The 13,206-nt window shown below is 64.7% G+C and carries 15 protein-coding genes and 1 tRNA gene; 6 read left to right on the plus strand and 10 right to left on the minus strand.

Annotated features, from left to right (window positions below):
• Positions 1 to 48 precede the first annotated feature (48 nt).
• Positions 49 to 684 carry an energy transducer TonB gene (locus ABE464_RS03660; protein WP_346470789.1) on the minus strand — a complete coding sequence of 212 codons (636 nt, stop codon included), beginning with the start codon at positions 682 to 684 and terminating at the stop codon, positions 49 to 51.
• A gap of 112 nt (positions 685 to 796) precedes the next feature.
• Here ABE464_RS03660 and serS point away from each other — a divergent pair, with 112 nt between their 5' ends.
• Positions 797 to 2,077 (plus strand): serine--tRNA ligase, encoded by a 1,281-nt coding sequence (serS, locus tag ABE464_RS03665; protein ID WP_346470790.1) that lies wholly within the window; start codon positions 797 to 799, stop codon positions 2,075 to 2,077.
• A gap of 56 nt (positions 2,078 to 2,133) precedes the next feature.
• Here serS and ABE464_RS03670 read toward each other — a convergent pair whose 3' ends face one another.
• Entirely contained in the window at positions 2,134 to 2,493 is a 360-nt protein-coding gene (locus tag ABE464_RS03670) for an SH3 domain-containing protein (protein ID WP_346470791.1), read from the minus strand.
• Between the two features lie 320 nt (positions 2,494 to 2,813).
• Between ABE464_RS03670 and ABE464_RS03675 the strand changes: the two genes are divergently transcribed.
• Positions 2,814 to 3,461: a hypothetical protein gene (locus ABE464_RS03675; protein WP_346470792.1), complete on the plus strand. Its 648-nt coding sequence runs from the start codon at positions 2,814 to 2,816 to the stop codon at positions 3,459 to 3,461.
• Positions 3,462 to 3,561: 100 nt separating this feature from the next.
• Here the strand turns inward: ABE464_RS03675 and ABE464_RS03680 are convergent, their stop codons facing one another.
• On the minus strand, positions 3,562 to 4,143 hold the full coding sequence (locus tag ABE464_RS03680) for an NAD(P)H-dependent oxidoreductase (RefSeq protein WP_346470793.1): 582 nt from the start codon (positions 4,141 to 4,143) through the stop codon (positions 3,562 to 3,564).
• A gap of 126 nt (positions 4,144 to 4,269) precedes the next feature.
• On the opposite strand from ABE464_RS03680, the gene ABE464_RS03685 reads away from it, so the two are divergent.
• Together ABE464_RS03685 and ABE464_RS03690 are read left to right on the plus strand one after the other, a co-directional pair.
• Positions 4,270 to 5,262, plus strand: coding sequence for a LysR substrate-binding domain-containing protein (locus ABE464_RS03685; protein WP_346470794.1), 993 nt, complete (start codon positions 4,270 to 4,272; stop codon positions 5,260 to 5,262).
• A 73-nt stretch (positions 5,263 to 5,335) separates the two neighbouring features.
• A tRNA-Ser gene (locus ABE464_RS03690) sits at positions 5,336 to 5,425 on the plus strand.
• A 334-nt stretch (positions 5,426 to 5,759) separates the two neighbouring features.
• Here the strand turns inward: ABE464_RS03690 and ABE464_RS03695 are convergent.
• Positions 5,760 to 6,731, minus strand: a complete 972-nt coding sequence (locus ABE464_RS03695; protein WP_346470795.1) for an AraC family transcriptional regulator — start codon at positions 6,729 to 6,731, stop codon at positions 5,760 to 5,762.
• Positions 6,732 to 6,835: 104 nt separating this feature from the next.
• Between ABE464_RS03695 and ABE464_RS03700 the strand changes: the two genes are divergently transcribed.
• Both ABE464_RS03700 and ABE464_RS03705 read left to right on the plus strand, forming a co-directional pair.
• Entirely contained in the window at positions 6,836 to 8,080 is a 1,245-nt protein-coding gene (locus ABE464_RS03700) for an MFS transporter (protein ID WP_346470796.1), read from the plus strand.
• A 75-nt stretch (positions 8,081 to 8,155) separates the two neighbouring features.
• On the plus strand, positions 8,156 to 8,851 hold the full coding sequence (locus ABE464_RS03705) for a thermonuclease family protein (protein WP_346470797.1): 696 nt from the start codon (positions 8,156 to 8,158) through the stop codon (positions 8,849 to 8,851).
• 5 nt (positions 8,852 to 8,856) lie between these two features.
• Here the strand turns inward: ABE464_RS03705 and ABE464_RS03710 are convergent, their stop codons facing one another.
• The 6 genes from ABE464_RS03710 to ABE464_RS03735 all read right to left on the minus strand — a co-directional run bounded on the left by ABE464_RS03710 (position 8,857) and on the right by ABE464_RS03735 (position 13,199).
• Positions 8,857 to 9,219: a hypothetical protein gene (locus ABE464_RS03710; protein WP_346470798.1), complete on the minus strand. Its 363-nt coding sequence runs from the start codon at positions 9,217 to 9,219 to the stop codon at positions 8,857 to 8,859.
• Positions 9,220 to 9,298: 79 nt separating this feature from the next.
• The gene (locus ABE464_RS03715; RefSeq protein ID WP_346470799.1) at positions 9,299 to 10,510 is read right to left on the minus strand and encodes a serine hydrolase domain-containing protein; all 1,212 of its coding nucleotides are present in this window, start codon (positions 10,508 to 10,510) and stop codon (positions 9,299 to 9,301) included.
• 292 nt (positions 10,511 to 10,802) lie between these two features.
• Positions 10,803 to 10,973 (minus strand): CsbD family protein, encoded by a 171-nt coding sequence (locus ABE464_RS03720; RefSeq protein ID WP_123729593.1) that lies wholly within the window; start codon positions 10,971 to 10,973, stop codon positions 10,803 to 10,805.
• Positions 10,974 to 11,120: 147 nt separating this feature from the next.
• The gene (locus tag ABE464_RS03725; RefSeq protein ID WP_346470800.1) at positions 11,121 to 11,864 is read right to left on the minus strand and encodes an SOS response-associated peptidase family protein; all 744 of its coding nucleotides are present in this window, start codon (positions 11,862 to 11,864) and stop codon (positions 11,121 to 11,123) included.
• 39 nt (positions 11,865 to 11,903) lie between these two features.
• Complete coding sequence (locus ABE464_RS03730; RefSeq protein ID WP_346470801.1) at positions 11,904 to 12,164, minus strand: hypothetical protein; 261 nt, start codon at positions 12,162 to 12,164, stop codon at positions 11,904 to 11,906.
• Between the two features lie 75 nt (positions 12,165 to 12,239).
• A complete protein-coding gene (locus ABE464_RS03735) occupies positions 12,240 to 13,199 on the minus strand; it encodes a cation diffusion facilitator family transporter (RefSeq protein WP_346470802.1) in 960 nt (319 codons plus the stop codon).
• Between the last annotated feature and the right edge of the window lie 7 nt (positions 13,200 to 13,206).

Consider the following 13,206-nt stretch of genomic DNA (forward strand, 5'->3'; position numbering starts at 1 on the left):
TTCAGTTTGCTGAGCCGTTGCGAAATCGCCACGCGAGGCGGCGAACGCTCACTGGGGCGTGAAGTCGAACGGGACTTCCAGGCTGCCAGGCACCGGTACGCCGTTGTTCTGCGCCGGCTGGAAGCGCCAGCGCCGCACTGCATCGGACGCCGCGCGGTCAAGGTCGCGTGAACCACTGCGTTGGATCAGCGTGACCGCCGAAGGATAGCCAGTGGCGTCCACATCCACGCGGACCACCACGGTGCCGCGATCACCGCGGCGCAATGCGGCCGGCGGGTAACTCGGCGGCGGGGACTGGTCGGCAATCGGCTGCGGGCGATCAGATGGCGCCATCGCCGTGGGAGCTGCCGGTGCTGCGGGTGCAGCGGGGGCGACCGGCGGTGGCGGGGGGGCTGTCTCCACCAGCTGCGGCTTTTCCTCGTTGGCCGGCGGTGCCTTGGCATCAGGCATGTCGCTGGAGCCGGCCGCGGCGGCCAGCGGCTCGGGCAGTGGCTCCACCTCGGCGACCTGGGCGGGGGTCTGCGCGGCCGGGTCGGCTTTGTAGAACTCGTTGTTGCGGCTGCTCAGCCACACCACCAGGAACAGCAGCAGGCCTACGCCGAAGGCGATCGCGGCGATCAGCAGGCTGCGGCGGGGCAGGTGGAAGGTGATGTTCTTGCCAGAAGTCGAGCGGGAAGCAGACATGGGGCATACCGTATGGATCACCGCGATTCTGCCACGCCCGGGATGAACCGGCGGCAGAAAAACGCATAACAGGCGATAATCCCCCTCCAAATCCGTAGACCCCTCTGCCGCCATGCTCGATCCAGCCCTGCTCCGCCAACAGCCCGCCGACCTTGCCGAACGCCTGCGCTCCTCGCGCGGTTTCGAGCTGGATGTCTCCGGGCTGGAGTCGCTGGAAGCCGATCGCAAGCGCATCCAGGTGCGCACGCAGGAGCTGCAGAGCCTGCGCAACAGCCGTTCAAAGGCCATCGGCCAGGCCAAGGCCAAGGGCGAAGACGTCTCGGCGATCATGGCTGAAGTGGCCGCGTTCGCCGATGAGCTGAAGGCCTCGGAAGTGATCCTGGATGCGCTGCGCGAGAAGATCGAAGCGATCGCGCTGGGCATTCCGAATCTGCCGGCCGAGGATGTACCGGCCGGCCAGGATGAATCCGAGAATGTCGAGCAGAAGCGCTGGGGCACCCCGCGCGCGTTCGATTTCCCGGTGCTGGACCATGTCGAACTGGGCGCGCGTAACCGCTGGCTGGATGGTGAGACCGCCGCCAAGCTGTCCGGCTCGCGCTTCACCGTGCTGCGTGGCCCGATCGCGCGCCTGCACCGTGCGTTGGCGCAGTTCATGCTCGACCTGCACACCGGCGAACACGGCTATGAAGAAACCAACGTGCCGGCGCTGGTCAACGCCGAGTCGCTGCGCGGCACCAGCCAGCTGCCGAAGTTCGAGGACGACCTGTTCAAGACCGCCGTGGGCGAGTCCACGCGCTACCTGATCCCGACCTCGGAAGTGCCGCTGACCAACATCGTGCGCGATGAGATCATCGACGCCGAGCAGCTGCCGCTGCGCATGACCGCCCATTCGCTGTGCTTCCGTGCCGAAGCCGGCAGCGGTGGCCGCGACGTGCGGGGCATGATCCGCCAGCATCAGTTCGAGAAGGTGGAGCTGGTCGCTGCGTGCACCCCGGCGCAGAGCGATGAAGAACACCAGCGCATGACCCGCTGTGCGGAAGTCGTGCTGGAGAAGCTCGGCCTGCCGTACCGCAAGGTGCTGCTGTGCACCGGGGACATGGGCTTCTCGGCCATCAAGACCTACGACCTGGAAGTGTGGCTGCCCTCGCAGGACACGTACCGCGAGATTTCCTCGTGCTCCAACTGTGGTGATTTCCAGGCGCGCCGCATGCAGGCCCGCTGGCGCAATCCGGAAACCAGCAAGCCCGAGCTGCTGCACACGCTCAACGGCTCTGGCGTGGCGGTCGGCCGCGCGATGATCGCGGTGATGGAGAATTACCAGAACGCCGACGGCAGCATCACCGTGCCGGACGTGTTGAAGCCGTACATGGGTGGTCTTGACGTCATCGGCTGATCGAGCGCCGTTACGTATGAAAAACCCGCCGAAAGGCGGGTTTTTTGTTGGCGGCTCTACCGGTGCGTCATCGGCGTCAACACGCCCAACGGCGCCCAGCCGGACGCATCACCACCCACCACCTCGCACCACACCCAGCCATTGAGCACGCGCTCACCCCGCACGTGCTGGCCCACGTCCACATCCAGCTCGCGCGCGCAGTACGCCTCGGCTGCCACGGCATCGCCTTGGGCGTTCCTGCCGATCACCTGTGCGGGCACCCAGCCGGCTTCCTGCCCGGGCGTCTGGCACAGATACCAGTTGTCCCACCCTTCGGGGCCTTGATAGCGCTCGCCGACCTCCAGTGCGTCGCCGGGGTTCAGGGTGATCGGGTGTGGGAACTCACTGCGGTGTGCTTCGGTGACGCGGTAATCCATACCGATGGGCCCGTTTACAAAGGGGTTCAGCTTACCGACCATTCGCCGGACGCCGTAGGGCTGAACGCGTCATCGACGCGGCATCCCCAAGCGCGCTGATGAAGGTCGGAGATTGTAGTAGGGCGGTGTAGGCGAAGTGGCCAGTCGCGAAGGGCTAACGCGACACGACGGCCAACAAATGCAGCGTGGACAATGCAGCGCGGCTCCAGCACGGATCAGGCGAGCTGCAGGACCGCAGGATGAGGTGTGATCGATGCCCATTTGCAGCGCCACAGAGCGGACAGCATGAGCACTGACATCCACCTTCCACAGGACGCCCGGTGAACACAGCGGCCGCACCCCTCCCGTCATCCAATCCCGCCGGACTCGCCGCATGGCTGATTCTGGGCATCGCCTGGTTGTGCTTCCTGATCCCGTTCCCTGGACTGGGTCTCCTCTTCGGCTGGCCACTCAATCTGGTGGCTTTCATCCTTGCGATCGTCGCGATGGCCAAGGGCGGCGCAGGCAAGGGCATCGCCCAGCTTCTGCTGTCCCTGATCGCGTCCCCGGCGGTGTACTTCGTAGGTGTCATGATCTTCGCCGGTGCCGTCGGCGCGGTGAGCCAGCCCTCTTCCAAGGGCGATGCCGAGCAGCGCCATGCTGAAGACACCGCCATCGCACGGGTCGCGCCGGTCGAAGTTGCGGCGCGCCAGCTGTATCTGGACTACCAGGCCAACGAGGTCGCGGCCGACGTTCTCTACAAAGACAAGCGGCTGCTGATTGCCGGCGAAGTGGCGACGATCCAGACGGACCTGCTGGACAAGCCGCAGGTACACCTCAAGGCGGGCAGCTTCGAGCAGGTGATGATGTCCGGCCTCTCCAAGGACGAGGCGGCTGCGCTGCGCAAGGGAGACGCTGTGGTTGCGGCGTGCACGGGCAACGGCATGATTCTGGGCTCACCGGTAACGCGGGACTGTGAGCTTCAGTAAGGCGACCCGCTGAAAAAAAGATGGCCCCGAAAGGGGCCATCAGTGCCACATCCACACACCGTCACGACGAGGGGGAGGGAACGGTGTGGGTCGCGCCGGCTCAGGCTGCGGCGAGCGCTTGCGGCTGCGGGAGCGCGGCCAGGGCCTGCGCAATCGCATCGGTCCGGTGCTGGGGCGAGTAGGCGATGCCCTCGGCCCGCACGAACTCGACGTTGTCGATGCCGAAGAAGGCGAACACCTGGCGCAGGTACGGATCCTGGAAGTCGGTCGGGGCGCCCGTGTGCAGGCCGCCGCGGCTGCTGGCCACGATCACGCGCTTGCCGCCGGCCAGGCCGACCGGGCCATTCTCGGTGTACTTGAACGTGCGTCCGGCCACCGCCAGGCGGTCAATCCACGCCTTGAGGGTGGAGGCGACGCTGAAGTTGTACATTGGGGAGCCGATGACAACCACATCGGCGGCAAGGAACTGCTCCAGGACCTGCTCGGCGTCGGCCACTTCGGCCGGGTCGGACTGGGCCAGGGACGAGCTGCGCAGATGGGCAACGGGCTGGGCGTCGAGGTCGCGGTAGCTCACTTCCAGGCCCGGTACCTGATCGCGCCACTGCTGGACCACGGCGGAGGAGAGCTGGCGGGAAACCGAGTTGTCGCCAAGTACGCTGGCATCGATGTGAAGAAGCTTCATGGCAATCACCTGTTATCTGGGGAGGGGCGGGGCAAGGCGCCGCCGACGGAGAACAGGTTAGGTTGTTGCTTGATTGGAATAAAGGTGATTGAATACCACGTATTGTTCTATATCTGGAACTTCGGTATGCAAGACCTCAACGACCTCTACTACTTCGCCATGGTGGTGGATCATGGTGGCTTCGCCGCAGCAGAACGCGCGCTCGGCATCCCCAAATCCCGCCTGAGCCGCCGTATCAGCCAGCTGGAAACCGACCTGGGTGTGCGCCTGCTGCAGCGCTCCACGCGCCGCTTCGCGGTGACCGACGTCGGCACCAGCGTGCATCGCCACGCGCAGACCATGCTCGCCGAGGCCCAGGCCGCGCGTGAGGTGGTGGATCGCCTCAGCGCCGAGCCACGCGGCCTCGTGCGCGCCAGCGTGCCGGTCTCGCTGGCGCAGATGCAGCTGCCCAAGCTGCTGCCGATCTTCCTGGCGCAGTACCCCAAGGTGCGGCTGCAGCTGAACATCAGCAACCGCCGCGTGGACATCATCAACGAAGGTTACGACGTCGCCCTGCGCGTGCGCTCGCGCCTGGATGACGATGGCAGCCTGGTGATGCGCAGCTTCGGCCAGGTGCAGGAACTTCTGGTAGCGAGCCCGAAATACCTCGATCGCGCCGGCCGCCCGAAAGACCCGGACGAGCTGACCAATCACGTCACCCTGAGCATCAGCGAAGACGAAGCCCGTCAGCGCTGGGAACTGCACGGCCCCGAGGGCGCGGTCCGTCGGGTGGATCTGCAGCCGCGCGTAGCCGGTTTCGATTTCCCGCTGCTGCAGAGCATGGTCAAGGACGGTTTCGGCATCACCATGCTGCCGGAAACCGTCTGCACCGATGCCGTGCGCAACGGTGAGCTGGAAGTGGTGCTGCCGGACTGGTCGCTGCCGCAGGGCATCTGCCACGCCGTCTTCGCCTCCCGCCGAGGCCTGCTGCCTGCGGTGCGCGTGTTCATCGACTTCCTGGCCGAACATCTGCCGCCGCAGCTGGAGGCCTCGCGCCTGGATTGCGGTGGCGCTTGCGAGCGGGCCAAGGAGAAGATCAAGGCCAGTGCCTTGGGGGCGTTGGCGGTGGATGCGGGGTGAGCCGCGCGGGTCTTGGGTAAACCGGGCCTGTCATGCGAGAATGCGGCCCCGGCCAAGCGCCGGACCGCACACCGGAGAGATGGCCGAGCGGTTTAAGGCACCGGTCTTGAAAACCGGCGAAGGGTCATTCCTTCCGTGGGTTCGAATCCCACTCTCTCCGCCAGATACGCAAAGCGCCCCGAAAGGGGCGTTTTGCGTATCTGGCGGAGAGAAGAGGGTGCCGCCGCCGCGCGGGTTCGACGGATTCGCCCGGAGCGAATCCGGACAGCCGAATGGCTGGCCCTGTAGCGCGCAGCGCGGAAGGGTTGGGTGCATGGATGCACCCAACAATCCCAGGCCACCGATCAGCCCTCCGCATGAAGTGCTCCAAAAGGGGCGTGACGCACTACCGCTGGTCGCGTTCGAACAAAGACGGCGCGCTTCGATGCGATCAATAACCAACTACCGCCCATTGAAGACGCCGAGGCCGTTTGAGCGACGGCCCCTAAACTGACCCCCTATGCCGAGGCCAACCCACGCCCCCGCCGAGTCGCCCCCGGCGAGTGCCCCATCACGCGCTTGTAAGCGCGGCTAAAGGCAGCCTGCGACGCGTACCCAAGACGCTCTGCCACTACCTCGATCGATAGGCTTTGCTGGGTCAGCCACTGACTCGCCAATTGCATGCGCAGCTCAGTCACGTATCGCAGAGGCGCGGTTCCAATGACGCTCTGGAACCGGTCTGCAAAGACCGAACGCGAGGTGTTCGATTCTGCAGCCAGCGCTTCAACGGTCCAGTCACGCCCAGGGTCTCTGTGCAGGGCAAGCAACGACAGCGATAGGCGAGGGTCTCGCATGGCCATGACCAGGCCCGAGGCTCCATCGCAACCGCGCTCGACCCAGTCACGGACGATCATCGCGGCGACTGCATCCGCCAGCCGGGCGAGTATGCCTGCATAGCCAATGCGTCCGGAGCACACCTCGCGCTTCATCGCGTCGACCATCGGCAACAGTCCAGGAAACGCAGTGGCATTGCCATCGGCCAACATCACCGCCGGCATCAACTTGCTCAACCCTTGCATGCCACCCAGATCGAACACCATGCATCCGTGGAAAAGCACTGCGCTTGGCACGGCATGGGTGCTCGGGCAGGTGTCTATCCCGCTCACCGCGTCACTCAGTGGGGCTGCGACTATCGTTTCCAGGCACTGGACGGGATGGTCCTCGCCCGACACCAATGCGTGGCCTTCTCCGCGGGGAAGAAGCACGACATCCCCGGCGGAGAGCACATGTTGGCTGCCGTCCGCGCCACGAAGAATCGCAGTGCCCACTGCCAGGTAATGGAAGTAGGCATGGCCTGGCTTCGGCGGAAATCCAAGCCCAAAGGTCGGTCCGGTCTGGATGCGTCGGTATTGCACGCCATGCAGCCGCATGCCGGTCAGCAGCTCGCTGATCAGGTCGGAAGACTGGGACGGGTGTGGAGGATGGCTCACTTAGGCGTCCCGGGGTTTCGATCAAAAATACAGGTTCGACAATCATAGATCATCCGGATCTGGCTCCCTAGACTCTCGGCTGCACCAACGCACTGGGATCTTTGATGAGCAATAACGTAGTTGACGCCGCGGACGCGCCTGATTCTGTGGCTTGGGATAGCGGGGAGCCGTCTTCATCGGCCTGGGTGGCCGTGTTTTCGCTGGCCATGGGTGTCTTTGGGCTGCTCACGGCGGAGTATCTGCCTGCCAGCCTGTTGACGCCGATGGCGGCGGACCTTGGGGTGTCGGAGGCGCTGGCCGGTCAAGCAGTGACGGTCACCGCGGTCGTGGCCTTGTTCGCCGGCCTGCTTGTGCCACGGCTGACCCGTTCGATCGATAGGCGCCTGGTGCTGTTGAGTTTCACCGGTCTGATGATCCTCTCCAACGCCTTGGTGGCGTTGTCGTCCAGCATGGGCGTTCTCCTGGTGATGCGCGTCCTTCTGGGCGTCGCGCTGGGCGGTTTCTGGAGCATGGCAGCGGCCGTGGCCATGCGGTTGGTACCGCCACAGCGCGTGCCTCGCGCGCTTTCCATCATCTTCAGCGGGATTGCGGTCGGCACGGTGGTGTCGGTTCCGTTGGGGAGTTACCTCGGCGGGCTGCTGGGCTGGCGCAGCGCCTTCTGGGCGGCGACGGCGGTGGGTGGACTCACGTTTGCGTTCCAGTGGTTCACGCTGCCCCGAATGGCCCCGCGCAAGGCGGCGCTCCCAGAGTCGGTGGTGGGCCTGTTGCGCCGGCCAGGCATTGCAGTCGGAATGCTGGGCTGCGTTCTGGCGCACACCGGTCAGTACTCGCTGTTTACTTACATCCGCCCAACGTTGGAGAGCCTGGGACAGATGAGCGCTGATGGCCTGGCGCTGATTCTGCTCGGATTCGGAGTGGCGAACTTTGTCGGCACACTACTGGCCGGCTGGCTCATGGAGCGCAGTCTGAAAGTCACGTTGGTGATCATGCCTGCCTTGGTTGGCCTTGCCGCGCTCGGCATGGTGCTGTTGCCGGTGGGCGTTGGCGGGCTGGCGATCCTGGTCGCGCTCTGGGGCCTGGCCTTCGGTGGCGTGCCTGTTGCCTGGTCGAGCTGGGTTGCGCGTGCGGTGCCCGATCAGGCCGAGAGTGCCGGCGGGATGGTGGTCGCTGCGGTGCAGTCCTCCATCGCAGCGGGCGCCGCCTTGGGCGGTCTGGTGTTTGGGCTGGGGGGCATCGTTGCCGTCCTCACCGTTGCCGCGGCAGTAATGCTGCTCGCCAGCCTGCTCATTGCGTTGAGGGTCAGGGTGAGCCCGCCGACGTTGTCGGCAGGTCCGGCGTTTCATGGTTAGCCGACAGCCGACCACTTCCGCTAGAGTGTCGCACCCCGTTGAACTGGCGCTCGCACCCGAGCATGCGCTTAGAGGATGTCGTTGTTGATGGTGTTGAAAGGTCTGGTGGTTGTGGTTTTGGTTGTTGCTTCAGTTCCTGGTGCGGCAGCAGAGCTGGTCGGCCGCGCGACGGTCACGGACGGGGACACGCTCACCGTGGCGAAGCAGCGCATTCGCCTGTGGGGCATCGATGCGCCGGAAAGTGCCCAGCAATGCACCGCCAACGACGGACGTGCTTGGCCCTGTGGCCGACGGTCCGCTGCTGCACTGGACGGCTATGTGCTGGACAAGACCGTTCGTTGCCAGCCCAAGGACACGGATCGCTACGGCCGGGTGGTGGCGGAGTGCTTTGTTCAAGGACAGTCGATCAATCGGCAGATGGTGCGCGCCGGTTGGGCGGTCGCGTATCGCCAGTACGCGACGGCATTCATCGCAGACGAAGCCGACGCGCGCCAGCACCAGCGGAACCTCTGGCAGGGGCCGTTCCAGATGCCAGCTGACTATCGTCGCAGCAAGCGTGAGCAGACGGCACGACAATCCCCGGTGGCCTTGCCGCCGTCGCCGGGCGGATGCCGCATCAAGGGCAACATTTCCCGCGAAGGCAGGAAGATCTACCACGTGCCAGGCCAGCGGGACTACGAGCGCACGAGCATCGACCTGAGCCGAGGCGAGCGCATGTTCTGCAGCCCTGCGGATGCCATGCGAGCCGGGTGGCAGCCGGCGAAGCGCTGAACTTTTTAAGCCGTCCCGTACAGGCGGCGACGCAGCGCGCCCGCCACTGCCGCGACAGCCATCGCAGGCAGTGCCAGCACCAGCGCATAGACCAGTCCGGCCAGCATCAACGGGCCAACGCCCGACATCACGGCCACCACTGGCACCTGCAGCACCATGAGCAATAGTCCCCATAGCCATGCCTTCCGGGGAAAACAGGCACCCAGCACTGCGGCAATGCCCAGTGCGATGGGATAGACGACGGTCCAGAACGCAGGCGCGTCCCAAGGCTCGCCGCCGGGTGTCCGCCAGGCCACCAGCACCCAGAACACCACGCCGACCTTCAGCGTGACAGCCGTTGCTGCAATGGAATTTCCGGTCATCTGCATCGTTGGGCTCCCGCACGAAGATGCAGGATGCCATTGTCGCGTTGACGGTGCGTGAGTCATTCAGATCGAGCGCAAGGCCTTACTCGTGATGCCCCTGACGAAGTGCCTCTGCATGCTCGAACAGCGCCTTGAGAATGGCGACATAGGCCTTCTCGGTCTCAGCTCCAGACGTATTGGTGAAGAAGACAATGCCCGTGCGCAGATCAGGGGTGGCGAGCATCTCTGTCTTCAGCCCGGGATCGCTTCCGCCGTGCCCCACATACTTCGTATTGAACTTGGTCTGCCAGAACAACCCGGAGTTCTTCTCGGCAACATCGACGTTCAGGGGCTTGGATGCCGCCGTAAACTGAAGGCGAAGCATCTCATCCACCGACTGCTGTCGAAGTACCTGGCCAACGGGTCCCTTGCCACCGTCAAGCAGTGCGATGAAGAACCTGGACAGATCCTCGACCGACGTATGCACGCCACCATCGGGCCATGTCGTCACGCCATACGGTTGAATGGCGACCGCAATGCCGTCTTGGGAAATGTAAAGCGTGGCATCCGGGGAGGTGCTGTCCGGGCGAAGGCGCCAATGCGTGCTGTTCATGCCGAGTGGCTTAAAGATACGGCGTTCGGTGTAGGTGTCCAGAGACTGGCCGGTCGTGCGCTCGACGATGTAGCCCGCCAGCCCTGCACCGATGTTGGAATAGTCGCGCTCGGTTCCCGGGGCAGCGGGCAGATAGCTGGCCGGGGAATAGTCGGCTCCTCCCGGTGCCAGATATCCCTTCAGGAATTGCGCTAACGGCTCAGGTGAGTTTCGCCCGAAGTGATAACGCGCAGCATAGATCGGCCAGCGATCTGTGATGCTGGACGTATGGGTAGCGATCTGCCGCAGTGTGATGGGCTGCGCGGGGTGGTTGGGGTTTCTGACCGGGAAGAGCAGATAGGTGTTGATGTCCGCATCGATGGAGAGCTTTCCCTCCTCTTGCGCAAGCATCATGGCGGCACCCACGAACGTCTTGCTGATGGACGCGATGTTCATCACCGTATTGGTGGTGAATGCTCGGCCGCTTTCGCGATCCGCCAACCCGTACCCGCCCCGCCAGACGACCTTGCCATCAACGATGATCGCAGCCGCAACGCCAACCAGTCCCCCCTCCGTCATTTCGCCGCGAATTCGGTCATCAATGGAGGAGATGCTCTGCGCCTTTACGGGCGCCGCGGATGCGGGTGCGGCAATGGTCGGCGGTGCAAGAACGCCAAGAATCATCGAGAGCAGGATGGCGGAGGCAGAACGTCTACGGGTCACGGCCGGCTCCTTTGTCTGAGGTCAGATCCTGTGCTCAGCGCCGCACCTTCGCAGGTGCCGTAAGTAACAGCCACCAGAAATAGAACCGCGAGATTGGATGGCCTTCTGGCCGAGCAGGCGAGGTGATAGCGGGTGCGCCAAGCATGGCGGACGCATCACTACAGATCAGGCCAAGCAGACAACCGTATCGGGGCGTGCATGCGGCGATGCCGCGGGCATGGCCGTCAGCATCGCGTGCTCCCTTCCTGCTGCTCTCTGCCCTGAACGGGTCAGAGAGCCGCGGGATCCAACATCAACGGCGAGCGTCGTCGCGCGCCTTGCCCACGTCGCTTTGGACTTCGCCAACACCCTTCTGGATCTTGCCTTCTACTTCTTTCGTCTTGTTGCCGGTGACCTTGCCGACGACTTCCTTTACGGTGCCCTTGACCTGGTTCTTGGCGCCTTCAGTGCGATTCTTGTCCATGGTTGACTCCACGATTGGTTAGAGAGAGGGCCCGTGTTGCCGGGCATCTCCACCCTGACGCGAGCGCAGTGGCGCGAAGGTGAAATTCGCTGGGGACGCGGAATCCGTTCAAGCTCGGGAAAGGTTGATGCTCACATGCGCTGCACGTCACTCATCCGCATCGCGTTCATCCCATCCATCACCCTCCCATTGCTGCGGTTCGGCGATGGCTGCGGCGGCATCCGGATCGACAGGCTCCAACAGGGTGTAATCGTCACGCGAAGGATCACGGAACGCGCGGCTGACCGGATAGGCCTCCAGCGCGGGTGTGGATGCGTGGGCACGTAATGCCGCAGGCGTCTTGAAGGCGCCACTCAACCACTCCAGCGCGGTGGTTGGCGCGATGAAGATCGGCCCGTCCGGTGTGAGTGGGGAGGGGATCGCGCTGTTTGGTCCGGTCAACACCGTGAAGCTGTCCAGCTGCTGGCCATCTTCGTTTTCCCAGTGCTCCCACAGCCCCGCCGCGAGCAGAGCAAGCCCGTCCTTGCGCTGCACGAACAGCGGCCACGGTGGTCGGCGCGCCCGATCCCATTTGTAATAGCCGGTCATGGGCAGCACGCACGGGCGCTGCGCCCACGCCTGCGCGTAGATCCTGCTTCGCGGCGCGCGATCAAGGCGCGCGGTGACGGTCGTGTACGGGGTGGCAGGTTCCTTCGACCATCGCGGCACCAGGCCCCACACCATGTCCGCCACCACGATCGTCCCATCGTGGTCACGGGCGATCAGCGCGGCGACGCCGCCTTTGGCGATGTTGTAGTGGTCTGGCGCGGTCACCAGAGCGCGCGCCAGCGACCCCGGAAGTCCGTCAGGAAGCGACTCGGTGTCAGCAATGGCTTGTGCAAAACGGCGCATGGCGTGGGCTCATGGCCCCGGCTTTCGGGGCCGCTTCGCTCAAAGCAGGGCGACGCTGGAGGTCTGCGGCGCCATCTCGTTTCGGGCATCCAGACGTGCGTGGCTGATCGCTTGGTGCGAGCCACAATGATGGCAGCGAAACAGCGCGCCGCCGGGGAGATGGATCAGGCTGGCATCTGCCGAGGAGGTGGTGCCACAGGGGCCACATTCGACGGTCAGCGCGATGATGCGTTCGACCGCGCCTGTGTAGGAGTAGGCGGCTTCGAAGGCATGGACAACGAAGGGGCGTGCGTGGGGCATCGTTGTTCCTGGGGAGTGGGGTGGAGTGAGCATCCACCGGCGGGTGTGATGGCGTCGTGCTGGCGTTCCCGCGTTTCACGTTGCAGAGTGAGGATCCCCCAACGCCGCCTTGCGTGCCTGGAACACCTCCGGCGTCTGCGGCTTCACGAACAGCGCCACCAGTTCCGGATACTCCGCTTTCACCGCCTTTTCGATACGCGTGATGCACGCCTCGATCTGCGGCGTCGTCCGATCATCCTCGAACTCTGCGCTCAGCATCGCGACCACCTGGTCGGGGCCCATCTGCATCGTGGTCACACCATTGGCGCGGCGCAGATCGGCATCCCCGGTGGCCACGGCGAGGATGCGCTTGGCCACGCTGGGGTGCGCAGGCTCGCCCACCAGCAGGCCCTTGGTTTCGCGCGCCAGCAGGAAGGCGGTGACGGCCAGCACGCCGGCAATGCACAGCGAGGCCACGCCATCCAGGATCGGCATCTCCAACAGTTGCGCCGCCAGCAGGCCGATCAAGGCGACGCCCAGGCCGAGCAGCGCCGCGCTGTCTTCCAGCAACACAGTGAAGGTGGACGGATCCTTGCTGCGGCGGAAGGCCTCGAAGTAACCCATCGCGCCTTTGGTGGCGCGGAACTCGCGCAGCGCGATCCACCAGGAGGCGCCCTCGAACACCAGCGAGACGCCCAGCACGATGTAACTGATCAGGTGGTTGGTGGCCGGCTCCGGGTCGCGGATGTGCTGGATGCCTTCATAGGCCGAAACGCCCGCACCCGCGGCGAACACCAGCAGCGCGACGATGAAGCTCCAGAAGTACAGCTCACGCCCGTAGCCGAACGGATGGGTGGTATCGGGTTTCTGCTCGGCCCGGCGCAGGCCGTACAACAGCAGCAGTTCGTTGATGGTGTCCACCAACGAGTGCACGCCCTCGCTGAGCATCGCTGAACTGCCCGAGATGCCGGCGGCGATGAACTTGGCGATGGCGATGGCCAGGTTGCCAGCGAGGGCGGCGTAGATGACGAGACGGGAGCCGGTTGGCTTGGCCATGGCGGGG

The sequence above is a fragment of the Stenotrophomonas sp. TWI587 genome, from assembly GCF_039674145.1.
GTDB classification, from domain to species: domain Bacteria; phylum Pseudomonadota; class Gammaproteobacteria; order Xanthomonadales; family Xanthomonadaceae; genus Stenotrophomonas; species Stenotrophomonas maltophilia_AY.